This window comes from Cytobacillus gottheilii (assembly GCF_900166665.1).
GTDB lineage: Bacteria > Bacillota > Bacilli > Bacillales > Cytobacillaceae > Cytobacillus > Cytobacillus gottheilii_A.
The window spans coordinates 3,542,076-3,566,143 of record NZ_LT800494.1; the positions used below are offsets into that span (position 1 = coordinate 3,542,076).

Here is a 24,068-nt window from a genome sequence, read left to right on the forward strand (position 1 = left end):
CCTAAGATCCTTACGGGCACTACTTATTACCGATGAGTTCTTAATAACTCCCTACTCCTTTTACCTCTTCTTCTACAACTTTTGCGAAGTATATGATTCAGCTGAATAACCTCTTATAAATAGAGATACTCAAAACTGAATTAGGTCTGCTAAACAGCATGTAGAGCTTTCCTTTAGCTCTAGTCAAAGCTTCATATCAAACCTATATCTCATCCCTTGTATTATTATAATTTTAAATCTATACTCTTTTTATCTAATCCAGTTAAATCAATGCTATAAAAAATTTGCTCAATATGCTTAGGAATTTGATTGTTTTTAAAATTTTCTGGTGTAATTCTTGGAAATTTTTCATCAACTTTGTACATTGAGAATTCTAATAATCTATATGACTCTTTACGTGAGGTACTGCCCTTCTCTACCCCCAGAACAATTAAACGTTCTTCAATATACTCTTGTTTTATTCCTCTTTTAATAAGCAATTCTGATAAATGGTTGATTGATAACCCATTTTCACTTTTTTCCAAACGACAAAATAAAAGATACTGAGGTTTATCACTAAATAATTGATATTGTCCGCTTATTTGGACAATAGATTTATAACGATTTACAGTTGATTTAACTTCATAATATCCAGTTTTACTAATTAAATCAATTGATCCTCCAAATGGACCATACCATTCAGAGTCCGTTGATTGGTCATACAAGTAAGTGAACGATATCATTTCAGCAATAATGCTATAAACCAGTTTATTGTGATTTGCGTTACCGAGAAGTTCCTTCATATGCATCCACCATTTAAGCGGCTCTGTTGTAAGCATTTTTCGGGTCTCATTATTAGGTCCTAGTTCAATAAAATCCCTGCATATTTTGGCGAATTCATTTCGTAAATGGTTTATATCTGAAGTAATGGCTAAAAGACGAATTCCTTTGTCGCCAATACTATAATCTTTAGTAAAAAAGTTCATTTTTGAAAACTTTTCATTTACTTCTATTGACTTATCTACTTCTATTGCAACACCATTAGCTCCATTTATCTTTATTACCCAACTATTTAATGCAGATTTATTATTCACTTCAATTATTTGACCATCTTGTAGATTTGAGAAATTTGATTGAATTGTTTCTAATAGGGTCACTTAAACACTCCTAATTCAAATATGGTTTAATAGAGCTTGCAATTGCTTGAGAAAGTAAAGGAGGTACTGCATTCCCAATCTGTTTAAATGCTTCACCCATTGTACAATTAAATAAAAAATCGTCTGGGAAAGATTGAAGTCTTGCAGCCTCTCTTACTGAGATACCACGTGGCTCCCAAGGATGAATATGACTGTAAGTATCAACACTTAAATGCGCGACAAGAGTATGAGATGGGCGATCCAGCTGTAACTTTTGCCATTTTGATAAAAACTTTTCAGAAGAATATGGGGGAACAATGCTCTTTCTTAGTTCTTCATAACCATCTGTATTCTGAGTAATATTAAGGCGCTTGCATTCCTGTTCAAAAAGCTGGTTAGCTATTTTTATAGCTTGAATATAGTTATCACCAGGGTTCATTTTTGCAAAAATAGGAAAGTCCCTTACTGTTTTACGAAATCCATGCCCCGTTACCAAATGAGCCGGTAAAACATTCTTACGCATGGTTTCTTGAAATACATTTTGGGGTTTCAATGTGTAAGGGAAAGCCATATTCAGTTTATTTAGCTTATAAGGTGATTTTGAAGCAGGAAATAATGAAGGTAAATCAGAAATCGCCTCTTTAACAGTAACCCAATATGGCAGGTGTTTTTCAGGTTCCAACGCAGTACGGAAATACTGTGAATCTGAAAAAGCTCTTTGTTTACGTATATAAGAACTCCTTGGTTGGTGTGTTGGAATTGGTAAACTTAATTGGTTTGTTATTTCTTTTTTTACTGCCACCACAAATATTCGTTCACGTGTTTGAGGAACACCAAAATCTGCTGAATTTAATAATGTCCAATACGCAGTATATCCAGCATTATCTAATTCTTCACATACAAGTTCAGGGATATTTTTATTATCATAATTGGTTGACTCTGGAACATTCTCCATTACAACAGCATTAGCATTCAACTCTAAAGCATGGCGAAGAAAATCTTGATAAAGATATCCCCTTTTATCCTTTGTCTGTATACGTTCATCGCCTAAGGATCGAAGCTTTGCTCGACCAGCCATTGAATATGCTTGACAGGGTGGTCCCCCAATTACTATAGGATTCTCTTTAATAATATTATTAAATACATTTGAATTGACTTTGGATATGTCTAAATTTAAGTGTTCCCTATCCACACCATGTTTCCAGTGAAGGTTGTATGAGGCAGTAAGATGGGCAGATTTATCAATCTCTATCCCAGTTGAGATAGAAAATCCAGCTTGAAAGAAACCTAACGCCATACCACCACATCCTGAAAAAAGGTCAACTACTTCACTACATCTTGACTTTTGTTTTAACAAAGTATTCAAACAGCCCTTTCACATAAGTATTAATTCCACCTTCGACTAGGCTTGGTTCAATAATCTTTGTTCTAGCAGTACTTAACTTTAAAACTCGACGGAATAAAATAGTTCTCTGTGTTCCTACCACATCAAGATAATCATAGTGAAACACTGACATTAACTCACGAGTAAAATCAACTCGATATCCATTTATACCAGTACGTTCAACAAGTTGTGCAACAGTGTCAGTTGTATTATTCTTAAGTACATCAAATGTTAATTTTCTTGTATTTTGCCAAGATAAATGAATATACCACCAAAGTGATTTCAACCAAATACGTCTTGGGTTTTCATAATACCTTCCTGCTTTTAAACCATGACGCTTATAAACTACCTCTGGGATAATTACTATTGATAAGTATCGCCAAATATCATCTTGAGATGCAAGTCGTTCATTGAAGCCAAAATTTTCATTTAAAACTTCGTAAATTGCTAAACCTGTATAAAGATCAATATCATACAAATCAGGTGTAGAATTATTTTCACACAAAGGGGTTTGTGCTGTTCTAATCGCTTCAACCAAGGCAACTCTTAAGTCTTTAGATGCTTGAGTTAGTTTTTTTGGTAATAAGTCATCTTCTCGTAAGTTCTCAAACTTTTTTGTAGCATCAAGCTTCGTTAATTTTAATTTCTCCCAAACAGAAGGTTCAAGCCAATCTATATTAATCATTTTTTTCTTCTCCCAAATTTTCAAAATGCGCACGAATTGATTCAGAAAGTAGTTCTGGAGATTCAAAGTTCCAATTAAAAGTTTTTATAAAATAATGAATTGCTGATCCAATTGATCCTTCTTCAAGGTTATCCCCATTTTTGATGTAATCCCATTCTGGAAAAGTTTTTACATGAGTAATTATGAGTGTAAGTGCACTTGCTAACACTTCAGATTGTAAATACGTTCCAACTTGGGAATCCTGTTTTTCTAAATATTTAAAACCAGAATGTGCAGAATTGAAATATATACAGACATGCTCAATATCGAATAAATCAATAGTCGGATCATCAATATTGTACTCCACATACCATAAAGGTTTTAAAGGATCATGAACTTTTTGAATTGGTAATGTTGACATTGCACCATCAATATTAATTAATTGTTCAAAAATATTTCCAAGCATTATCCCAGGAATATTTGCTTTCCCCAATATTGGAGTGGTATCAGCTTTTTTTACATAAAGACAAATGTTTATATTAAAGCTTCCATAAAATTGCTTTGCACTTAACTCTTCTTCGAAATCTATCACAACACTTTGCCCAAAACCTTTGCCAAATTCCCCTATAGGCCAGATGTGTTGCTGTGATGATTTTTTAGATGCTATTTGCAAAGCAACCCCTATCACTGCTCCATTACCTACTAATCCGTTTTGACCAAATAAAAAGTCTGGATTATTAAAGATAACTTCACCCGCAACTATAACACCAGAATATCGAAATTCCCAAGTCGAATTAACATCCTCCAACACTGTACCTATACCGTCATCAACTATAGTAAGCTCTTCCCGTTCTCCTTCTCTATTAATATAAAAATATCTTAAAGAGAACAAAGGGCATACTTTGTTTTCAAATGTATGATCAAATATTGTGTATGAACTTAACGTATTGCTCATGCTTGTCTCTCCTCAAATTTGTGTGTTAATGAGAATTGGACAAATGGATCATTATTATTAATAATAATTTCTCCTTCCACTATTAAAGGCTTACCTAAATTCTTAATAATAAGCATACTATTTACATTGTATAATTGTGATGGAACAATAGTAATAAACTCTTTAAAAAATTCGTTATCAGTGACAATGACATCATCGTTAATTTTACTAATTCTGACACCTTTTATTTCTATTGGGAAAGCAGTTCCTATTCCACTTTTTTCATCTTCCCAGCCCATTGAATTAATTACGCCATTCTCTGATTGGATAATTAATTCAATACTAGCTTCATTAACTTTTGGAGTTAATTTCAACAAAAATTTCGCAATTAAATTCCCTTTTTCATCATAATGATTATTATTTATAGTAAAAGAATCTCTCCTTTTACTTGAAGAATCGCTGTTAGGTGAATTTTTAGTGGTAGGCATTGTCCCATTTAACCTCTTACCATAACCTCTTGGAGGAAGCAGTATTTTGCCGAATTTTTTTGCTAGCATAGTAGTGCCATAGTGTTCCTGTTTTTTTTCTTTCTGTTTATAAACACTAGATAGCGCTTTTCTAACGGAATTTTTAATACTAGATACTAATCTGGTACTTTTGCCTTCTACTTGCAGATTAGACCATGAAGCATGATCAGCTTCCTCACTTTTCCGCAAGTACTCTTCTAATATAGATATAGTATTAGTTGTAAGTTCTGAAAAAGAGTTAGGTACAAAAATAGCTAATAAAAACTCATCATTATTGACTTCAATATTAGTACACCAGTCACTACTTAATTCGTAGTTTATAAGCATACCTGGTTTACGAACATACGTAACAATTGGAGAATTCATTGTATCACTAATATTTTCACGGTTAATATATTCAAAAGGACTTAAAGCATTTATAGGTCTAACCATACCCAATTCTTTTTTTGTATATTTTTTAAATGCCACTATTCCACCATTTGGCATATCACCTTTAGGAGGCTTTACAATTCCTTTAAGATTGACATCGTGAATATGAACATTATTTTTTTCTAGCAGTTGCTTATCTTTTATAGAAAGCGGATTTGCAGCTTTATTATATAGGTATTGAATTTCTCGGAAAACTGGCTCCATTTTATCTATTTTTAAACTGCTTCCGTTAATTTGAAAATCGAGCCATTTTCCATAATGGTACTTAGGATTATCTAACCTTGGTGCATACCACCGTTGAACAGCAATTTTTAAATATGATTCAATTGATGTTTCCCACCATGCAAATGCATCCTCAGTTGAAATATAGGATAACTCTTCATTTATAAAAGGAATTATAACTGTCGTACCAGTTTCTTCATTCTTAAGCGGTTTAATATGCAATGCTTCCAATATCTTGTGTATCTCTGAAGTATTCGTGATCGGTATAGTGCTATCCTTACCCGATTCTAGCTCCTGGCCCCACCAGGCAATCCCACGACTCCAACTTTTATCATTAGGAAGTATTGCAGTTTGTGATTGTTCATCTTCTACCAAGGTTGCAGCCAGACGTTCTTCGTATGTGTTATCTTCATTTTGTATTCTTGAATAGTAAATAACAAGACCTATCCCTAAACGAAAATACACAGTTTTACCAAGCCCCCATGATCCACCGGCACCTTCTTTAGTTTGGGGCATGCTGATACCATATATTAGTTTGTATATGTTACCAGCTTCCTCTAAGCCTAATCGATAATCAAGGTTCCCGGTTAGTCCAGTAGTGTTCTTGTCACTAATATAAAGTGACTTTGGCTGTATGTTTGTAAAACGTTTATTTAGTGTACCTTCAATTCCTTCAAAATGTTTTGAAAGTAAGGGGACATTTATATCTTTAACTCCCATATCAACTATAACAGAGTCATATTTACCAGAAGGCAATGCGGCATCCAAGCTATTTTGTATGGATTCCCTAATAAGTAAATCTAGTACGGGCAAATTATTATTTTGTAATGATTTTAATAATGAACTCCCCGTTTGAGACATTTTACTAAATTCAGCAAGCTCTATTTTCAACTTTACTCTCCACCCTCAATATTTTCATATTTAGTTTCTGAACTATCCAGCTCAATCGTCAAGCTCGCAGCTAAACTCTTGCCATTTTCTTGTCCTGGGATATATAAGCTGACTCCTATAATATCCTCATCAGCTTTTAATGAGGTTCGTGTGCCAGACATAGGATCAGCATTACTATCTTTATCTATACGATAAATAACCAATTGCGGAGTTTTCCCTAAACCAGCTTTTTTACGAACTTCACGAACATATGCATTAGAGGTCATAGTAAAATCTTTATGGTCTTCTGGAAGAAGTGCTAATCGATCCTCATCAATATCTTCATACAAATCACTTGGCGCACGTAAAACACCTATGTTAATAAAGCCTTCATCTTGATCCTCTAATTTCCCTAATCTAGTACGCTTTATTTTGCCAATTGAATGATTAGCTATCTTCCAAACGTTATCTCCATCACTATCGACTTTGCCAATACCTGAAATCAAAATATTCCATCCTGTAAAATCAGCTTCCTTAGCCTTTTCTTCATACCATTCACACAACTTATCAATTTGTTTAAAGGTGCGAGATCTTTGATTGAATTTAAACTTAGTTAAGAAATGATTTTTAACTAAATCAAAGTCAATATTCTCCCAGAATAGACCTTTTTTAGTACGTGTTATTTTAGGTGTTCCTAACTGGCAGATGAATTTTTCAGTAACTTCTATATTTTCTTGCAGCTCTTTACTATTATTATTAAAAAATGTTGTTTGACTTGTAGTACCAGAAAAATCTATATTTGTAGGAATAGCACTTTGACTACGATTCTTAGCAGTAACTAACATCCATGAAACTTTTGGTGAATTCTTTACTTTTGGTCCATAGAGAGCAGGTTCGTCTCCTTGTAATGAATATACTTTTAACTCTTCACGCAACTCTTCATCCAACAAAGCTAAGAAACGGTATTTTTCCTGTGTATCATTTGTCATCCATATACGCGGCAGCATTTCGTAGCCTTTTCTATAACCGAACCAACGACCCATTTGCATTAATGTATCTGCAGTTTTAGTTGTACGAAGAAAATAAGTACTAACCAGCCCTTCTATTGTCAAGCCTCGTGACAATGTACTTCCGCCTATTACAATAAATGCTGGTGCCGGTGAAGGATAATGAGCACTATCAACAGGCACATCTGGGTAAGCTAATCGAACATGCATATCTTCATCATTAAATCCATTATTTGCACAATTATCAATACAAAGGTGTATGCCATCATGATAATCTAATTTTCCTTCATCCCCCAAAGGTATATGAGAGATTTGATCTTTTAAACGAATAATCTCCTCTTTTATTCTATTAAAACTTGGATAATCTTTTACTTTAAGAGGATAACCCTCGAAATCTAATTCAAAATCTTCAAGAGTCATACGTGTTCTTTCCTCATCATAAATTAGATTACATAACTTAACCCAATCATCAGTTGAGAATGATGTAATGTATCGCTGAATAGATTCCGCAATATTCGCATGATCTTTTTGTGCTTGACTAGTATGAATGAGCATACTAATTGGTTTTTTATACTTACGATATCTCATAACAGCTGTGGCACAAAAGAACCAATGAATAGCGTTTTTTAGTGAATTTGGAATATCTTTACGACGTCCTTTGTGTATATCCTTAATATGTTTTTCTTCATCGAGTTCCTTAGAGACACTGATTTCTCGAATTATCCTTAAACCTCGATATTCTACCGTATCATCAAGACCAAATATCTGTTTAGGACCAAAGTATTCCTTTGCTGGGTTTAATACCCCTATAAAATCTTTAGGATATAGAGAATCTATTTTTGCTTCATTTAAAAAGTTTGCATATGGTGTTGCTGTATAACTAATATAATTGACAGACTGCGGCTTTATTTTATTTCCAATATTCACAAGTTTTCTTATTTCATTATTGATTTTAGTTCGTTCATCAGTTGAGATATCCTTCGTATTTATACCAGCTTGATCTGCCTCATCATCAATTATTAGAATTCGCATTTGTTTCAGCTTGTGCGGGTTTTCTTTTAACCATGATTCTAGATTTTGTAATCGTTTTCTATTTTTTAAGCATACAGTTAGATATCTCTTTGAATCATCTTCTCCTAAATGTAATTGATGTGTCCTCTCTGCAGAATCACTCTGTAGGGACGGTTTTGATATACGTGTCCATGCAAGATTTCCTGGTTTATCTAAGTCACTAATCAACCGATCTTCAGTCTGTTTCCGTAAATTTTCAATAATACCTGAAAGTACAATAAATACATTCCAACCCCAGTCTGCTGCCATTGCCATTAAGCCAGACATATTAGCAGTTTTACCAGACTGAACATTACCAATTACTAAACCTTTTATAGGACCATTTTCAGTGGTATTGATATTAAGCTTTTTTAAGATACCTTCAGTAGTTTGTTCTAATTCATTAATAGATTCCTCAGACCAACCATTCTTTGATAAGGATTTTTTATATAGTTGCCAAGAACCTTGTTCATTGTCAGGAACGTGCATCTCATTATCAGCATTTGCAGCCACCAATGTACTTTGCTTAATCCTTTCATCTAGACGCTTAGATTTCTCAGCTGTTTGTTTCAGTTCACTCCATATTGTCAACCACATCTCGGCAGTTAAATTTTCCGGACAACTTCCCTCTTCTATTCTATCATTTAGTTTATATTGTAAATAAGTTATATCAGGTCCCCCGAAAAATTGAGCTCCAGACCATCCTTTCCTATCTACTAAATTCCGTATTATAGTCCGATGTTCATCAAAACTTGGATTATTATATGTTTGCACTTTGCTCACATCCTAAAAATTTTTCATAAATATTATTATATGGGAGTATCTTACTATTTTCTATTAAATTTACTAAATTTCTTTTTCCAAGTTTATCATATAATTTCTATAATGATCTTTCCTTAATAACTTATCAACATTTGTCTAAATAATGGGTAATTCACAAAGTTGACAAAAGGGTCATCAATAGTTTCAGCGAATAATATAATAATGAAAGGTGTGGGTTATATATGGATAGAAATCAACTTAATGAAAGATTAAGAAATATACATTCAGAAAAAGAATTGAGATTACTCTGCTATAAAAGAAATCGCCAGTTACGGGGAATATTACATGGTACAATTGTTGACAAGATAAAAATTATTGATGATTATGCACACTATACATATTTGAATTCTAATATTATAGGATATTGCAAGATACAGAAATTATATCAGTACGTTACTTTTTAAAGACAATAGATAGTGGATTGAATCACCTATATTTTCATTCGGACTAAAATAGCCACCTTAAATAATGTGGCTATTTTAAATTTATTTATTGAAATGTATGAAGTTATTCTTAGGTTTCTCTGATCTTTATTACTAGCATGTTTTTCAGAGTAAATTAGAATAATATTAATAAGATCTCACCTAATAAAGAATTCCTTATATTCCTCTAATGTTTCTTTAATATTTTTCCAGATAACCACTTTATCATTTTCTACTTCAAATACTTTACCATGGGATTTAGGTCCATCAAACTTCATCTGAGCAAAATTACTAGCAAAGGTTTTAACATATGTATCAGGGGAATTTTCTATATCACTGCACTTCTTCTCTAAATCCGCCACAGTTACATATCCTAATTGTCTTTCCAATTTATAAAATGCTCTGACTATTTTATGGTTAATTTGATGGGAATTTTTAGCCCATTTTGGAATTCTACCTCTTGCCTTTCCAGTATCTGTATCCATAAAAATATTATTACTCTTTTCCTTTAATAAAGATTTATAAGTATGTGTCGTCTTTGAAAAGCTATTAGTTATATATTGAATCATAAAATTCTCAATAACTTCCTTAGACTCTTCCTTATTTATTGTTAAGGCAAGGTTAAATTTTTCTAATATGTCATCGTTAACATTACATTGGAATAAATTTGTCATTGGCTCCACCTTACTCCTTCTAAATAATTTTACTTATTTTACTAATTTATACTTATATACTAAATTACATTGAAGTTACTTACAAACTAATATTTTTCAAATATGAGATTTAAGAGTGTTTTTTTATGGATAAATCTCAATCTCTAGGTCTAATTGATTCTTTTCTTTCTATACATCAACGGCTTTATTTTGTTCCTACTGCATCTAAAGCCTTCCTCTTACTTTTAACCACATACATATTCCCATCAGCCTGTGTAAATAAATTCCCCAGTTTTCCTTTCGAAGATTCAGTAAAAGCATGCCCAACTGACAGCTTAACCTTTAGCATCGATTCATAATTATAATGTTCAATCTTATCTTCAATTCTTTCTAACAGGCAATCTATTTCTTGCTCATTTTTCCCCTCTGCAAAAAGGATAAATTCATCTCCGCCAATTCTTGCTACAGTAATAGTCTGGGAAGAAAAAGCGTTTAATAGTTCCGCTGCTTTTTTTATAAGGAGATCTCCTTGTTTATGCCCGTAATTGTCATTTACAAATTTTAAATCATCTAAATCGCATAAAATAATGGCAAGGGTTGTATTCACTTCTTCATTATATTTTGTGAAGATCATTTCAAAATAAGCTCTGTTATAAATCCCTGTTAGTGCATCATGATATAGCTGATAATCTAGCTTTTCTTGTAAGGCAATTCTCTCATCAATGTTTCTTAGGACACCTTGAAGTGCTGTTAACTTTCCTTTGTTATAGACGGGTGTTGCATATTCTTCAAACCATCTGTATGTACCGTCTTTGTCTTTCCACCGCTGGATAATCGGTTTACTATAATCAATGTCTCCCCGTACTTTCTTCATAAGAATTTTATAATCATCTGGGTGAATATCGATAAAAGCAATATTAGAGCTTGCATAGGCTCTTGCAATGGAATTTTCCCCAAAGAAATTTTCGGCCGATGGACTTAGGTATTCAAATTTCACCTCTGGAATCACTTTTGCATAGTAAATAAAGTCATTCGGCGTTTCTATTAAGTGAACAAAACGGTTATGTTCTTCCGTAAGACTTTGCTGCTCCCTTTTCGATCTGCGATACACAAAAATATTTATGATGATCCCTAATATAAGCGCTATCAGAAAACCCGTTACAAAATGTAAATTAATCGTTAGACCCATAGTTGTTAACTCCTCGAAGTAGTATATATTTACTATACTGGCAGTTCTATGTACTTACAATAGATAGAACCTTATCTTCAATTAATTACCTATTTTTATAGTGCTTTGATTTAGATAGTAGTTCAAACACAAACGACACGACCGCACCTGAAAGCAGTGGGTCATGTGACATTAAAGGAAACTAGAGCGAGATTTAACATGTGCCGGGAAGTACGTATTATGACCGGACAAAAGCCGAAGAGTGGTTTTGCTCTGTAGAAGAAACAGAAGTTGCTGGGTTTCGGGCTCCGAAAAGATAAGAAGATTAGAAATAGCCACTCCGATTGGGATGGCTATTTTTTTATCAATCCCCCTCTTAAATGGGGTTATTTATTTAAACAATAAATTTGTCATTGGCTGTTAATTAAGGTCTATATTTTTGTATCAATTTTAGAAGGAGTAAATAAAATCCATACAGAATATATACCTCATAAAAAATTTTAGGAAGGTGTATGTATGTCAAAGCATTGGAGTAAAGAGGAAAATTCTATTTTAATTAATTATATTCAGTTATATCGGACAAACATTTTTAAAAAGGATTTGAAAAAAGCCAAACAACTAACGAATGATTTAGCGCAGGAAATTCATCAGCAACATCCCGCTATCCAAAATAGAACAATCAATGCAATCTCCCAACGTTTACCTTACCTGGATAATCTCCTTGCCGGGGTTTTTGAGGAACAGCATTATGCAATGAAGGACAGGTATTTGTATTCCAGTCAATTAAGAGAAGACCAAAACAAAGAACCGAATTTATGTAATTGGAGACACTCTTATAATGGAGCACTAAAAGAATTGGAAATTTAATAACCATATCTAATTGAAGAGGTGAAAAGTATGGGGTTAACATCATTTGCTGAAGTTCTGCAGTCTAATTATGTTATTATTTACGACAATGCAAATGGCAACAAAGTTCATAGTACTACATGCCGCTTTGTTACAGAGGATAATTTTAATAAAAAGGTTTTAGATAACAAGGAACAAAATGGATACTATCAGTCTTTACAGACATTAAATGATTTAACAGATGAAACGGTTGTTCCATGTAAGGTCTGTAAACCACATCCTGTATAAGGATTGTTTTGAACCCCCCCTCATACACCGCATTATATAATCTTAAGGATTTCCCCATTTTCACTGCTTCTTCTTTTCTTACATTTCCCCTCTGACTCCAAGCAGAGGGTCTTTGGATTAAACCTTCCCCCATATGTACTTATTACCCTTTTAAAAAAACCGAATCTTTTCCCGCCCTCCTCCGTAAGATAATATGAAATATGAAACGAGGTGAAAGTATGGGTAAGACGAAGTTAGTCATGGCGGGCATTACGGCGACTGCTCTGACAATCGGTCTTTCGGGCTGCAGCTCGCAGGCAGAAGTTCCTCCCCCTCCCACTGATACGGATTGTGATGACTGGGAATGGGATGATGATGATGGTGTATATGAATGTGATGATGATCATTCCCGGCATTATGGGCACTTTTTTTATGGCGGGACGTTTTACAAAGGAAAGAATGCATTGCTGAATAGCTCTGCCTATAAAAGTTATAAAAGCAGTTCTTCGTTTGCCGGAGATTCGAAAAACAGAAGTTCAGGGTTTGGAAGCGGGTCTTCAAGCTCGGGCGGATAATGACTTTTAGAAAAAGGAGGATGAAAAGATGAATTTATACTTAAATTTTGCTTCTTATTTAGGGGTAGCTTTATTGCTTCTTATTGCAGGCATGATTATTTTTACGCTGAGTACCCCGAAGTTAAAGGAATTTCGCCTGATTGGTGAAAAGAATGTAACTGCTGCTTTGTTTTTGGGCGGGAAGGTTTTAGGACTTGCGATTGTGCTTGGCGCTGCAGCGGAATATTCTATTGACCTGATGGATATGGTGATTTGGGGAGCAATCGGCATTGTCTCGCAGATTCTTGTGTTCCTGATTGCCGAATTGGTGACAATCCGCTTTAGCATTACGAAGGCGATTGAAGAAGATAATCGGGCGGTAGGTGTGATGCTTCTCTCCTTATCCTTGGCCATCGGTCTGATTATCGCAAAGTGTTTATCTTACTAAATTAAGGGTGGGGCCTGTGTTGGACGCATTAACTTACTATATTGACCGTGGCAACGGACGATATGATCCATTCTATGAATATAAAACTTCCTCTGTTGGAAAAGACGAATTCTACGCCAGACAGCTTTGCACATATCTGATCTTGCGCGGGTCACAGTATGAATTAATCTCGAATGAAATGGACGGCAAGGAAGAGATTCTTGTCTTGAAAGAAATTGGCCGAAATTTATCTGGGGATGAAGAAAAAAGTTTTCGGGGAGAAGGAATACATATCGAGTTCCGAAGCCCAAATGAGCGGGAAAATTATCGCCTTCTTTCTCGTATTCCCTGTGATACTCACTTTGACGTTCTGCGCTATCTGCTGAAAGACATTGTCGACATTCCGCAGCTCGGGAAAAGAAAAGTGACTTCAACAGAGATCGATGAGGACAGAGGCGTCTATGTTCTGTATGTCGAGGAATTTGAAGCATGGTGAATACTGCTGACTACCGGACAAAACGGAAACAATTTTATGAAAAAATCGAAGGCTTTTGGCACGATCTCTATGGGGAGGAATATGCCCTTTATGATATCAAGCCGCTGGAACAGGCTGAAGCAGATCGCATACGTCTGATCAGCGAACGAATCGGAGCCGTTTTCTTTAAAACCGCCTCCCTTCTTCGCAAAGTTCCAAATGAAACATTGCTTGAAATGGGGTTTCCAGCTGAAACCCTTTCCTATATTCGTTTGAAAACGATGCATTCTGAGAGCGTGATCGCCAGGCTAGATCTGATCCCCTCCTGCGACAGCTATAAATGCATTGAGATTAATGCAGATACGCCTACTTTCATTAAAGAGCTCTTTTCGGTTAACGCTGAAATCTGCCGGGAGTTTGGGATGATCGATCCGAATGAAGGCATGGAAGCAAAGTTAAGATCCGCCGTACAGGAAAGTATTAAACAAAGCTCGCAAAAGAAAAACCCTAATATCGTTTTCACGGCACATGAAGACAATATCGAGGATCGGGAAACGGTTCTATATCTGCAAAAAGGGATAGATTCCAAGTTCACCCCTCTCCATAAGCTTCACATTGAAAAAGGTGTGGGTCTATTTGATGAGCAAGGGAAAAAAATCGATATTCTCTATCGTCAGACGTTTCCGATTGAAAACCTGATTAAAGATGAGGATGACAAAGGAAATCTCATCGGTCTTTGGTTACTAGACCTGATTGAGGATGGAAAGCTTACTGTTATTAATCCTCCCTCCGCTTTTCTGCTGCAAAACAAAGCGGTTCAGGCCATTATTTGGGGTTTGCATGAAGAGCACCATTCTTTTTTTACAGAAGAAGAGCATAGCTGGATTGGAGAGTACTTCCTTCCAACTTACCTGGAAGCAGATTATTTCATCCAAAATGGAATTCCTTTTGTGAAAAAGCCGATCTTTGGGCGTGAAGGCGATACGGTTGAGATTTTTAATCGTAGCGGAAAACTTGTTTTAGCCGATGCGCAAAGCTCTTATACCGACTATCTCCCCGTATACCAGCAATATATCGAGCATCCGTCCATGGATTTTCAGAGTGAAAAAGGCAAACAAAATGGCAAACTGCTTCTCGGCAGCTTTCTGCTAAATGGGAAGCCTGGAGCTATCGGTTATCGGATTGGCGAAACCATTACGAATAACCTTTCTTATTATCTTCCTGCGGGAATCAGGAGGTAGAGCATGTATATCTTACATAAAATCTTTTCGAAGCTAACAAAAATTAGATTGATTGATGCGGCTCTGCTGGCTGCTGCGATGATTTTTATCAGCAGCGTTACGATGAAGCTCGTGGAGCCTGAGACTTTTCCCCGCTATATCGATGCCCTATGGTGGACGATGACCACGCTCGTCACTGTTGGATATGGCGATTATTATCCAACAAGTGATCTCGGCAGGGTTTTCACCATGCTGCTTGTTTATACTTTTGGCATCGGCGGAATGGGGATTATTATTGGAAAACTATTTGAAGGCTTCAGCACTTACCGTAAATGGAAGGAGGAAGGAAAATTGCAGTATTCCGGGAAAGATCATTATATTTTAATCGGCGGCACGAAAGAAAAGTTAGCTAATGTCATAGAGGAAATCACCAGCAGCGGCCCGAAAAAGGAAATCGTCATCATTGACCATCTGGAACGCGCACCAATTGAAGGCGATCAGGTGCATTTTATCAGCGGCAATCCTGCTGAAGAAGAAGTTTTACTGAAAGCCAATATCCTTGAAGCGAAATCGGTTGCTATTTTCTCTGATGACCGAAACGATCAGGCAGAATACGCCGATGGCAAAACCCTGCTCACTGCCTCTCGCGTCGAACATATTTCCAAAAAGTACGACCGCAATATCTATACCATCGTCGAAGTCAAAAAAGATAAACATATCGCCCTGTTCGAACATGCCAATGTCGATGAATTTATTCTTTCCAATGATTCCGTTTCCCGTCTCATGGCTCAAGCCTCCCTCCACCATGGTTCAAGCAAACTATTCAACCAGATGCTAAGTAACAAAGATGGCGAAAACCTCTATGCTATCTCCGTAAAGCCTCAATGGAAAACCTACCGTGATGCGGCTATGGAGCTTTTTGATATGGGAGCTGTACTGCTATCGGATGGAAACTCTCTAGATATTGCGCGGAGACATCAGGAATCTATTCCATGTGATGCGCAGCTGTTTATTTTGTGTGATGAGGAGACTTATTGGAGGGTTGTGGGGTAGGGCTTGCTTCTCACTTAATTTAGAGCGTTTGAAATAAGCGGAGGGAGTTCAAGTTCCTATAATCCTCATCTGAAATACAGATATCACCAACTAACTCATTATTATCGTATTTAATAAATTCATAGAATTTCATAGTATCTTCTGGGAAAACAGTTTTTTCAAAATTCTTAAACCCTTCAAATGGCACTAATAATAAATTCGCTTTTATTAAATCCTCTTCGTATTCTTTTGGAGAAAATATTCTTTAGAATAAATATCATCAAAGGTCAAATTACCTTTAGGAATCTCTAAATTATTGATTTTTTCGCTTTCGTGGATCATTACAATTAGCCCCCCTTTTGAATATGCTGACTGATAATTTCATTGGCTTTCTTTTGATCAACCTTAACCTCGAAAATTAAATGGATTGAACATTCTTAATATTAACAAAAACACTTTTCGGATTACGAAGAAATGAAAAAGGTTTATTCGTCATAATAAACCTTTTTCATTTCGCCTTTTACAGCATTAATGCTTTTTCCAAGGTCATACGGCTGTGAATAATAGATTTTACCACATCCATTTTTGACAAATAAGATACCGCCGTACTCACAGATCATTAAAAAACTCCTTTTTGGAATAAAGACGATTTTTAAGTCAGTTTTCTTTCTAGATAGTCAATTAGCCTTAATGCTTGTTTATATAAATCGTAAATTTCTTCGTTTGTCTGTTCTATAAAAAATGTGGCCATGTTTTTATGAACAAGCTGATTTCTTAAGTCTCCCAGCCTCATAAAGGCTTTGGCTGCAAACTCTAATTCCTGCTCTTTTATCTCCTCAATGGCTTGTTTTTTAAAGTCTTCACCAAACCAGCCCAAAAACCTATTTATATTATTTTTGTCCCAATCAAAAAGGCTATGATATTGCCTATCCAGAGCTTTTTTCTTTAGGAAAGACACAATTTCATTGCTATTATCGGTCTTTAAACCAAAAAAACGAATTAATAATTCAGTAACTTTTGTTTCGAAAAAACTTGCTGCAGAAACAAGAAGGATTTTCTTTAACTTATTATCCATATCCTGTTGAAAAGAAACCTCTTGTTTCTCAGCCAAATATTCAAGTAAATCTTTGTTTTCGTTGTAAACTCTATCAACAATCGTTTCTTCCATCAATCATCACCCTCGGACGCTCCATTAAGAATCTCATCCGCAATGAATAATCTCTTTTTTACAATATCTCTTCTTGCAGTGCTATGATGTGTCGCATTAATAAATCCACGGTTTCTTTTTAATTTGTCGACTAAATTAGGGTCAATTTCATGAGTAACTAATTCCTGATCAGCCAAATATGGTTCGCATGTTGCTTTAAAAATAGCCTCAAAAATGGAAATATTGAACTTACCAGTTCCTGTACTAAAGCATTCAGAATCCAAATCACTTGTTGCTTCTAGGAACGATACAAATAATTTCTCTAAATATTCTACCTTGGTAGCTGGGAAATCCTTCGCATCTCGAGCAAAATTATTCAAAAACTTCACCATAGAAGGCTTATACTCGGAATTCTTTAAAAGTATCCCGAATCCACGAAGCAAAATTTCTATGTCCCTCATTCGTAAATCTGGGTTCTCTTTCCCTATAATCTCCCGCCATCTTGGCAATAAATTAATTCTTCTAAGCATCATATCAAATTCTGAATAATAAAGACTAGAACGAATTTCTTGTGTATTCAAGTTTTGGCTTCCAGAATTCAATCGATTGAAGATTTCAAATACGGAAGAATTGCTATCCTCTGGTTGATTTTGCTTGATAATAATATTCCTAATGGTACGAAGGTCAAATGTTGGTTTATCATCACCTAAAGTAGAATACGTTAACTTATTTAGCGGATGTTCCACGCCAGCTTTAACCTCAGGTAATTTTAATTTAAATGGAACAAAGTAATCACTGTCTTGTAACTTTTCATCAGGAATTTTTCCTTCTTTATCAAAGATTTCTCTTAATTCAGCTCTCATGTCTTTTTTTGGAAATCTTCCTTTGATAAAGTAATAAATAGTCATTAATCTTTGTTGACCATCAATAACTAAGAACTTATTCCTTGATTGCTCATACAAAAATATTTGTGGTACTGGGAGACCGATAATAATGGACTCAATAAGTTTCGAAGCTCGGTTCCGATCCCATACATAATTTCTTTGGAAACCAGGGATTTTTACTACGCCTGATTCCATAAAATCAAAAAGTGTTTTTATATTAAAATCATTCGGAGAAGCTGTTATATCATATTCTGTAAACGAGTAACCTTCTTCTTCATCTTCTTCTTGTTCTTCTTCTTCGATCCAATCATCGTTATGAACTTCTTCCATTTCTTATCCCTCCTATACTTTTTTAAGCTAATAGGCCAATTGTTGGTTCCATAAAGCTATCTAAAAATTCTTCCGTTACACCTCGGATTTTCCTACGCTGACACAATGAATACAACTCTTCTACCGCTGAGTATGGAAAATATCGAACATCTAATGTTTTAAACTGTGGTCTATTGGCTTCCCTTAAGACTTTACTACGATCTTCGTCAGGTGCCACGATGACGTATCTTGTAGGGAATGGTGGCAGTGCATCTTGGAGACCCTTCATTCTTGTAAGACCACTTGTTACGCCTGTGCTGTGTTCCACTTCCATTACTGCAGGCATTAACTTTCCATTCTTAAACCAAATACAATCGATTAGTTTCGCTGCGTTATACGCTTCGTCAAATGCCGCAATCAATCTCTCATCCCTTAACGAATTCACTACTCCAGTCATTTCTCCAACCCGTTGGTTGTTATACATAATTCCTTTATCATTTTGAGCTATCCATGTGCGAAAACCTAATTGTTTTCCGATCATAATTAACGCCACTTGAATCTGCGAATGCCGTCTTTTGATTTCAATATCAATTTCATTATGTTCAAAACCTTCTGGCAGAACTAATGAATCGTAAAAAGCATCTGCATTCGGGATTTCTGAAATGACAATATCCGTTTCTGCCTTTACCATAACCCCTAGTTCATGAGGCCTTTTAGGACACCACATAAGATGCTTGTGTCCGTTCTTAATAGTGGAATTTGACGTAGTGCTTTCAATTCGCCCAGGATAAACATAATAAAACTGTGGTGTATGAGCAATGAGTGCTTCCAAGACTGATCTTGTATTGTAACTACCACCTAAAACACGATCGAAATTGATTGGCTGATTCGGGAAAAATGCATTGGCAACTCTCCATATCATTTCAGCAGAAATAGATTCTTCTTTGGCTGTAAAGGGAGTACCACCTTTACTTGGGTCATATCTTTTAATAACAATAGGACCTTCTGGCCTTGTAATACTTACTATTTTTATAAGACCTTTTGTTTTTGGATTAATATATGGAAATGTTCTATTTTTCGGTAATTGATCAATATAAGCAACAATGTCAGATGCGGTCAATCTCATCTCTCTGGTTTCCCCCTAAGAAATCCTTAATCGTTTCTGCGATTCCCAAAGATGCTAAATATGGCACTCCGTTCCCGACGGTTTTAAATGCATCGGTCAACGTAATATCAGTCGGTATTTCAAAATTCTGCGGTAATGACTGTATAGCTAATGCTTCTGCTACTGTTAGCCTTCTGGCTTTATACGGATGTAAATGAACTTCGTTATTCCCGTAAGCGGCTGTAGGTGAAAATCTCCAGCGATGAAGGCGTTTATATGATTTTTTCGAATCATCACCCTCTTCAATGACTAGGAATTTCGCTAAACCTGCTCTCGGTGTGAAAAATTGTTTACTATTTGGATGATTTTCTACATCGTTCTTATGGAACCAATACTCGGCTGTTAGTTCCTCAATAATACCTTCTGGTTTTGGTGATACGGAGTCCTCTCCAAATTCATTCGTAGTAGGCCAAGGGATATTATTGATTGTTTTCATCGAATATTTCATATGATTCTCCCATGGAAAAAGCCCATTCGGAATAATCTCATCTGACTCTTCGATGTTGTAACCTACTTCGCCTAATAACTCACGACGAAATCCCAGCAAGATAATCCGTTCTCTATGTTGAGCTGAACCATATTCTAGTGAATTGATTAATCTTTCCGTTGTTACATATCCATTTGCATGTAATTTGCTTTTCATTTCTTCAAAAAACTCACGATGTCTCTTGGTTCTCCATAATCCCTTTACATTTTCAAATAGGAAAAAAGATGGCTTATGCTGACATATCAAATCCACATAGGTGCCTGATAGCTTTCCATTTTCTCCTTCACGTCCTTTGTTCTTACCCCCAACAGAAAAATCAGGACACGGAGGTCCACCGATAAATCCATAAAAGCTGTTTTCTGACTTGATTTCATTTATGTAAGCTCGTAACTGCTCTTGTTCCAGTAATTCCGTAATATCACCATTGTGATAGCCAAAACGCGGCTCTTCTATTTGAAGCATATTTCTAGAATGTTTGTATGACTTTAAAAAAGGTGTATGAATTTCGTTTACATACACTACATCAAACCCGCTATTTTCAAATCCTAAATCTAAAAAACCCGAACCTGAAAAGAACGAAAATATTGGGAAATTCATTTTATTTGCAACCTTTCTGTGTCCAAGAAGTATGTTTTTTTGCTATCTCGAATTATATCATATTAATATATTCTTTTTACGCAAAACAAATCAGGCATTGCCTGTTTTGTTTTCTTACTACTTGATTTCCTTTTAATTAACTACCTTCACTCCGACTACACTGTCAAACGCCACCCGCTCAAATTCACCAGGCTTTACAATAGGATCCACCTAATGTACTCAACCATTGATGTCATGAGTGAATTCATCAACCCATATCATCAGCTTTACTAATAGAGCATATTCAATCGAGTAAATTATACGCAGGTCGAATGGTTTTTAGGCACCAGTTGATCTAACGCAACCATTTCAAGCTGATCACGTTGGATCGAATTATGTTTGGAAAGCATCTTCATCACCTCTAACCTTATTCTTCTTTTATTTTTAAACAAAAAAGACTGTAGGCAAACTCGATTTTCATCGAGTTTGCCTACAGTCTGAAGCCTGCTAAAAAGCAGGCTTTTCTGTATTAATGATTTTCCCTAATGGCTGTTTCTTCCAAGTCTAAATTCGCTCGAACTTTAGATATTGTCATTTCATACTCCTTTTTGTTACTTTCACCTAAACCTTTTGTGAATTCGCTATCGTCCATTAAATCAAGTAAACTTTTCATAACCTTGATCCTGGAAAGTGAAATTCGCTTTAAAGTTGGTATAGCAGCTATCCCTTTTAAACGCTCCAATTTTTCAAGGTCCACTTTGATTAATTCCAAATTTCTTTTAAAGTTTACATCTTTATTCAATGAGCTGTCGTTAGAAATCTCATCTAAGATTTCAGCTATAACCACTTTGTTTTGAGAAGTAAGATCAAAATTGAATTCTCCTTTACTCTTACTATCTTCCATACCTTCATAAATTCTTCCAATGTCTGACAATAGAAAATAATACTTTCTAAGTTTTCTACGTTGCACTAAATTCCAAACTTTTTTTATTTCACTTTTTGAGTCGAATAGAAATTGAGCAAGGGAAGCTAATAAATTTCCGCCACCGTTTCCACCATTTTCATTTTTATTTTCCTCTGTCACACTACCTCTCCTATCAACTGTAATAAAATATATTTTATTCCATAATTACCCACTTAAGCAAGAACTTTGCTCATCACTAAACAGCAGAAGGAATCCTAGCAATTCTTATTTATACAGAAATGTACTCCTTTACAGTCACATTTATTGTCACTCTTCACTTGAAAGTCACTACAAAGTCACACTTTTTTAATACAATACGGTAAGATACGGTATTTTTTTACTATCTTAAAATGCTTTGAATCTTTGATCTATCAATGATTTTAAACTATTTATGGTTCTTTACCTATATGTTTATAAATAGTCATAAGGTGAAGTTTTCTCCATGAGTTACACCGTATACCAAAAAGAACATCGAAAGGAAGACAAAGAAGCCACCACCCAGCAGATGAAATTGGAACTTGAACTTGATGGTGCAGTTGTGGCCATTGTAAAACCAGTGGGGATAAGTACTAGCTCGATGGCAAAATATAAGAAAAAAGAAAACAGTATCCAATTTTTTGGATAACGGAGATTAATTACACCCCCTTGACTTTTTGGCTCAGAAACTAGAAAATGAAATGGTAAAAAAATACACAAAAAGTAATATAAATCAATATCAACGTGCACTTGTGGATATTTTTGCAATGCTAGTGGAGATTTTCCAGTTAAACACAGTATAACCAGTCATTTTCACGAATTTTGAGGGAATAGCCGGAATTCCCCCTCAATTTTAGCTAATTTGAGTGAAATTTCATGAATAAGAGTAATTTCTCCGCTTATTATTTTGGGTTGGGGGGACAGGTTCCTTACCCAAATAGCCATGCTTCCTTCTGGTACGAACTTTGCTCATATGTAAAGAAAGGCAGCTCACTGCTGCTCTTTATTTTTGAGACTTCTCGCTAACCATATAGCATACAATTGAGGAATCAAATTCAACAAACTAACCAGAATCAATAAGTCATTTGGAGCAAGCGGCTTAAAATAACCCTCCCACCGGTTGTTTCCTTCCATATCACTTATGTAAATAAATGAAATGATAGCTGATAATATATTTCCTAATACAAGAAAAAACAAATTATTGGTTCGTTTGCTGAAGAATGCCAGAAGTGAGGTCACTATAATCATAAATAAATAACCGAGCATTGATCTGTTATCATAATCCTGATACATAGAAAAATAGACATATGGAAAACAAAATAGAATGAGTATTAGAATACCACTTTGAAATTTCTTCATTTTATTACTCCTCTTTTTATAACAGTGTAATTTTACACTAATTATAACATAAAGGGTATTTTTGATAATAGCTATTTTCCTACATTTTTTATGTTCTGCTTAGTTTATATTTTCTATGATTAAAGATACTTCTCCCAAATCTTCAATAATAAAGTCTGCTGCAGCATAGTTCCATTGAAAATCTTTTTTCCAGATTCCCTTCATTCCTATATTTCGGGCAGCTTTTATATCATTGTCCGGATGGTCGCCCACAAATATACTTTCATTAGGTGTTACATTGAGTTGGTGCAATGCACGCTTAAATAGTTGAGGATCAGGTTTCTTTATCCCTTCCCATTCAGAAATTAGGATTGTATTAAAATAATCTCTTATGCCCAAAGCTTTGATGTTATCCATTTGAAATTGTCCTTTACCATTGGTAATCAAACCTAAAGCAAGGTTTTTAGACTTTAATTCTGCTAACATACGAATGAGATTCGGAAAAGCGATGCAATGATTTTTAAAATGAATAAGATAATCTTGAAGCAGTTCCTCCCAGGTTATATCAGTAATCTCAAATTCACTGACTACCTGCTGATATACTTTATCTTTCCAAACATATCCACGGTGGTCTAATTCAATAAACCTTCTTATATACCTCTCTTTTGGTATATGCCCCAGCCATTTATTTAAACGGTCGTATTGTATTTGTATAAACCATTTTACTGATTCATCTCTATTTAATAAGGTCCCGTCCAAATCGAATAAAACAGCTTTTATCATTTCTAGATCCACTCCTTTAAGCTGGTTCATAAATCTTCTCTATTTCTTTTTCATAATCCTTCTGTACCTATAAGGAGACATCCTTCTTTCTGAAAATAGGGCTTTTAAAATAAGCGGAGATTTTCCGGTTAAATGCAGAAATAAGCTTTTTTTGGAGTAAATAAGCGGAATTTTTCCGGTTAAACACCGTAAAACCCGTCATTTTCACGAATTTTGAGGGAATAGTCGGAAATTCTCCGTCTATTTGGGCTATTTTCAGTGGAATTTCATGAATAAGAGTAATTTCTCCGCTTATTTTGGGTTGAGAGGACAGGTTCCTTGACCCACTGGTCTTATTTTGGGTCTAGGGGA

The 24,068-nt window shown here is 35.1% G+C and carries 24 protein-coding genes and 1 pseudogene; 9 read left to right on the forward strand and 16 right to left on the reverse strand.

Annotated elements, in window-relative coordinates; all coding sequences use genetic code 11:
- Positions 1 to 224: 224 nt before the first annotated feature.
- The 8 genes from B7E07_RS17335 to B7E07_RS17375 all read right to left on the reverse strand — a co-directional run bounded on the left by B7E07_RS17335 (position 225) and on the right by B7E07_RS17375 (position 11,288).
- Positions 225 to 1,136: a PD-(D/E)XK motif protein gene (locus B7E07_RS17335; RefSeq protein WP_080847924.1), complete on the reverse strand. Its 912-nt coding sequence runs from the start codon at positions 1,134 to 1,136 to the stop codon at positions 225 to 227.
- A gap of 10 nt (positions 1,137 to 1,146) precedes the next feature.
- Positions 1,147 to 2,481: a DNA cytosine methyltransferase gene (locus tag B7E07_RS17340; protein ID WP_257391487.1), complete on the reverse strand. Its 1,335-nt coding sequence runs from the start codon at positions 2,479 to 2,481 to the stop codon at positions 1,147 to 1,149.
- Complete coding sequence (locus B7E07_RS17345) at positions 2,447 to 3,184, reverse strand: hypothetical protein (RefSeq protein ID WP_080847930.1); 738 nt, start codon at positions 3,182 to 3,184, stop codon at positions 2,447 to 2,449. Before B7E07_RS17345 ends, B7E07_RS17340 begins: the two co-directional genes overlap by 35 nt.
- Complete coding sequence (locus B7E07_RS17350) at positions 3,177 to 4,118, reverse strand: hypothetical protein (protein WP_080847933.1); 942 nt, start codon at positions 4,116 to 4,118, stop codon at positions 3,177 to 3,179. Before B7E07_RS17350 ends, B7E07_RS17345 begins: the two co-directional genes overlap by 8 nt.
- Positions 4,115 to 6,166, reverse strand: coding sequence for a hypothetical protein (locus tag B7E07_RS17355; protein WP_080847935.1), 2,052 nt, complete (start codon positions 6,164 to 6,166; stop codon positions 4,115 to 4,117). The genes B7E07_RS17350 and B7E07_RS17355 overlap by 4 nt, the downstream gene beginning before the upstream one ends.
- Positions 6,167 to 6,168: 2 nt before the next feature.
- On the reverse strand, positions 6,169 to 8,976 hold the full coding sequence (locus B7E07_RS17360) for a Z1 domain-containing protein (RefSeq protein WP_080847937.1): 2,808 nt from the start codon (positions 8,974 to 8,976) through the stop codon (positions 6,169 to 6,171).
- A 628-nt stretch (positions 8,977 to 9,604) separates the two neighbouring features.
- The gene (locus B7E07_RS17370) at positions 9,605 to 10,120 is read right to left on the reverse strand and encodes a hypothetical protein (protein ID WP_080847940.1); all 516 of its coding nucleotides are present in this window, start codon (positions 10,118 to 10,120) and stop codon (positions 9,605 to 9,607) included.
- Between the two features lie 184 nt (positions 10,121 to 10,304).
- The gene (locus B7E07_RS17375; protein ID WP_080847942.1) at positions 10,305 to 11,288 is read right to left on the reverse strand and encodes a sensor domain-containing diguanylate cyclase; all 984 of its coding nucleotides are present in this window, start codon (positions 11,286 to 11,288) and stop codon (positions 10,305 to 10,307) included.
- Between the two features lie 197 nt (positions 11,289 to 11,485).
- Here B7E07_RS17375 and B7E07_RS25275 point away from each other — a divergent pair.
- From B7E07_RS25275 to B7E07_RS17410, 8 genes and pseudogenes are all read left to right on the forward strand, one after another.
- Positions 11,486 to 11,587, forward strand: a pseudogene (locus tag B7E07_RS25275) (sunset domain-containing protein); the annotation flags it as partial.
- A 196-nt stretch (positions 11,588 to 11,783) separates the two neighbouring features.
- Positions 11,784 to 12,134, forward strand: coding sequence for a hypothetical protein (locus B7E07_RS17380; protein ID WP_080847945.1), 351 nt, complete (start codon positions 11,784 to 11,786; stop codon positions 12,132 to 12,134).
- 30 nt (positions 12,135 to 12,164) lie between these two features.
- Positions 12,165 to 12,401, forward strand: coding sequence for a hypothetical protein (locus tag B7E07_RS17385; protein ID WP_080847948.1), 237 nt, complete (start codon positions 12,165 to 12,167; stop codon positions 12,399 to 12,401).
- Between the two features lie 218 nt (positions 12,402 to 12,619).
- Complete coding sequence (locus B7E07_RS17390; protein WP_080847951.1) at positions 12,620 to 12,955, forward strand: aminotransferase yhxA; 336 nt, start codon at positions 12,620 to 12,622, stop codon at positions 12,953 to 12,955.
- A gap of 28 nt (positions 12,956 to 12,983) precedes the next feature.
- Positions 12,984 to 13,382, forward strand: a complete 399-nt coding sequence (locus tag B7E07_RS17395; RefSeq protein ID WP_066448522.1) for a DUF350 domain-containing protein — start codon at positions 12,984 to 12,986, stop codon at positions 13,380 to 13,382.
- Positions 13,383 to 13,401: 19 nt separating this feature from the next.
- Positions 13,402 to 13,857 carry an RNA helicase gene (locus B7E07_RS17400; RefSeq protein ID WP_080847954.1) on the forward strand — a complete coding sequence of 152 codons (456 nt, stop codon included), beginning with the start codon at positions 13,402 to 13,404 and terminating at the stop codon, positions 13,855 to 13,857.
- Positions 13,851 to 15,077 carry a glutathionylspermidine synthase family protein gene (locus B7E07_RS17405; protein WP_080847955.1) on the forward strand — a complete coding sequence of 409 codons (1,227 nt, stop codon included), beginning with the start codon at positions 13,851 to 13,853 and terminating at the stop codon, positions 15,075 to 15,077. Before B7E07_RS17400 ends, B7E07_RS17405 begins: the two co-directional genes overlap by 7 nt.
- 3 nt (positions 15,078 to 15,080) lie before the next feature.
- The gene (locus B7E07_RS17410; RefSeq protein ID WP_080847957.1) at positions 15,081 to 16,109 is read left to right on the forward strand and encodes an ion channel; all 1,029 of its coding nucleotides are present in this window, start codon (positions 15,081 to 15,083) and stop codon (positions 16,107 to 16,109) included.
- A gap of 464 nt (positions 16,110 to 16,573) precedes the next feature.
- Here B7E07_RS17410 and B7E07_RS24505 read toward each other — a convergent pair whose 3' ends face one another.
- The 6 genes from B7E07_RS24505 to B7E07_RS17440 form a co-directional block, all read right to left on the reverse strand.
- Positions 16,574 to 16,708, reverse strand: a complete 135-nt coding sequence (locus tag B7E07_RS24505; RefSeq protein ID WP_257391488.1) for a hypothetical protein — start codon at positions 16,706 to 16,708, stop codon at positions 16,574 to 16,576.
- A 32-nt stretch (positions 16,709 to 16,740) separates the two neighbouring features.
- Positions 16,741 to 17,256 carry a HEPN domain-containing protein gene (locus B7E07_RS17415; RefSeq protein WP_080847960.1) on the reverse strand — a complete coding sequence of 172 codons (516 nt, stop codon included), beginning with the start codon at positions 17,254 to 17,256 and terminating at the stop codon, positions 16,741 to 16,743.
- Positions 17,256 to 18,449, reverse strand: a complete 1,194-nt coding sequence (locus B7E07_RS17420; protein WP_080847963.1) for a GmrSD restriction endonuclease domain-containing protein — start codon at positions 18,447 to 18,449, stop codon at positions 17,256 to 17,258. The genes B7E07_RS17415 and B7E07_RS17420 overlap by 1 nt, the downstream gene beginning before the upstream one ends.
- Positions 18,450 to 18,471: 22 nt before the next feature.
- The gene (locus tag B7E07_RS17425; RefSeq protein ID WP_218970434.1) at positions 18,472 to 19,554 is read right to left on the reverse strand and encodes a restriction endonuclease; all 1,083 of its coding nucleotides are present in this window, start codon (positions 19,552 to 19,554) and stop codon (positions 18,472 to 18,474) included.
- Positions 19,535 to 20,677 (reverse strand): DNA cytosine methyltransferase, encoded by a 1,143-nt coding sequence (locus B7E07_RS17430; RefSeq protein ID WP_080847966.1) that lies wholly within the window; start codon positions 20,675 to 20,677, stop codon positions 19,535 to 19,537. The genes B7E07_RS17425 and B7E07_RS17430 overlap by 20 nt, the downstream gene beginning before the upstream one ends.
- Before the next feature lie 508 nt (positions 20,678 to 21,185).
- Positions 21,186 to 21,740: a hypothetical protein gene (locus B7E07_RS17440; protein WP_080847969.1), complete on the reverse strand. Its 555-nt coding sequence runs from the start codon at positions 21,738 to 21,740 to the stop codon at positions 21,186 to 21,188.
- A gap of 322 nt (positions 21,741 to 22,062) precedes the next feature.
- Here B7E07_RS17440 and B7E07_RS17445 point away from each other — a divergent pair, with 322 nt between their 5' ends.
- A complete protein-coding gene (locus B7E07_RS17445; protein ID WP_080847972.1) occupies positions 22,063 to 22,245 on the forward strand; it encodes a hypothetical protein in 183 nt (60 codons plus the stop codon).
- 341 nt (positions 22,246 to 22,586) lie between these two features.
- Here the strand turns inward: B7E07_RS17445 and B7E07_RS17450 are convergent, their stop codons facing one another.
- The gene (locus B7E07_RS17450; RefSeq protein ID WP_080847975.1) at positions 22,587 to 22,955 is read right to left on the reverse strand and encodes a hypothetical protein; all 369 of its coding nucleotides are present in this window, start codon (positions 22,953 to 22,955) and stop codon (positions 22,587 to 22,589) included.
- A gap of 99 nt (positions 22,956 to 23,054) precedes the next feature.
- Positions 23,055 to 23,717, reverse strand: a complete 663-nt coding sequence (locus B7E07_RS17455; RefSeq protein WP_080847980.1) for an HAD family hydrolase — start codon at positions 23,715 to 23,717, stop codon at positions 23,055 to 23,057.
- Positions 23,718 to 24,068 lie beyond the last annotated feature (351 nt).

Bases quoted from the DNA above. Each gene is read 5' to 3' on its own strand.
- B7E07_RS17430 (WP_080847966.1), bottom strand. From the start codon at position 20,677: ATGAATTTCCCAATATTTTCGTTCTTTTCAGGTTCGGGTTTTTTAGAT.
- B7E07_RS17445 (WP_080847972.1), top strand. From the start codon at position 22,063: ATGAGTTACACCGTATACCAAAAAGAACATCGAAAGGAAGACAAAGAA.
- B7E07_RS17390 (WP_080847951.1), top strand. From the start codon at position 12,620: ATGGGTAAGACGAAGTTAGTCATGGCGGGCATTACGGCGACTGCTCTG.
- B7E07_RS17395 (WP_066448522.1), top strand. From the start codon at position 12,984: ATGAATTTATACTTAAATTTTGCTTCTTATTTAGGGGTAGCTTTATTG.
- B7E07_RS17425 (WP_218970434.1), bottom strand. From the start codon at position 19,554: ATGAGATTGACCGCATCTGACATTGTTGCTTATATTGATCAATTACCG.
- B7E07_RS17380 (WP_080847945.1), top strand. From the start codon at position 11,784: ATGTCAAAGCATTGGAGTAAAGAGGAAAATTCTATTTTAATTAATTAT.
- B7E07_RS17385 (WP_080847948.1), top strand. From the start codon at position 12,165: ATGGGGTTAACATCATTTGCTGAAGTTCTGCAGTCTAATTATGTTATT.
- B7E07_RS24505 (WP_257391488.1), bottom strand. From the start codon at position 16,708: ATGATCTGTGAGTACGGCGGTATCTTATTTGTCAAAAATGGATGTGGT.
- B7E07_RS17410 (WP_080847957.1), top strand. From the start codon at position 15,081: ATGTATATCTTACATAAAATCTTTTCGAAGCTAACAAAAATTAGATTG.
- B7E07_RS17350 (WP_080847933.1), bottom strand. From the start codon at position 4,118: ATGAGCAATACGTTAAGTTCATACACAATATTTGATCATACATTTGAA.
- B7E07_RS17455 (WP_080847980.1), bottom strand. From the start codon at position 23,717: ATGATAAAAGCTGTTTTATTCGATTTGGACGGGACCTTATTAAATAGA.
- B7E07_RS17375 (WP_080847942.1), bottom strand. From the start codon at position 11,288: ATGGGTCTAACGATTAATTTACATTTTGTAACGGGTTTTCTGATAGCG.
- B7E07_RS17345 (WP_080847930.1), bottom strand. From the start codon at position 3,184: ATGATTAATATAGATTGGCTTGAACCTTCTGTTTGGGAGAAATTAAAA.
- B7E07_RS17415 (WP_080847960.1), bottom strand. From the start codon at position 17,256: ATGGAAGAAACGATTGTTGATAGAGTTTACAACGAAAACAAAGATTTA.
- B7E07_RS17370 (WP_080847940.1), bottom strand. From the start codon at position 10,120: ATGACAAATTTATTCCAATGTAATGTTAACGATGACATATTAGAAAAA.
- B7E07_RS17450 (WP_080847975.1), bottom strand. From the start codon at position 22,955: ATGAAGAAATTTCAAAGTGGTATTCTAATACTCATTCTATTTTGTTTT.
- B7E07_RS17405 (WP_080847955.1), top strand. From the start codon at position 13,851: ATGGTGAATACTGCTGACTACCGGACAAAACGGAAACAATTTTATGAA.
- B7E07_RS17420 (WP_080847963.1), bottom strand. From the start codon at position 18,449: ATGGAAGAAGTTCATAACGATGATTGGATCGAAGAAGAAGAACAAGAA.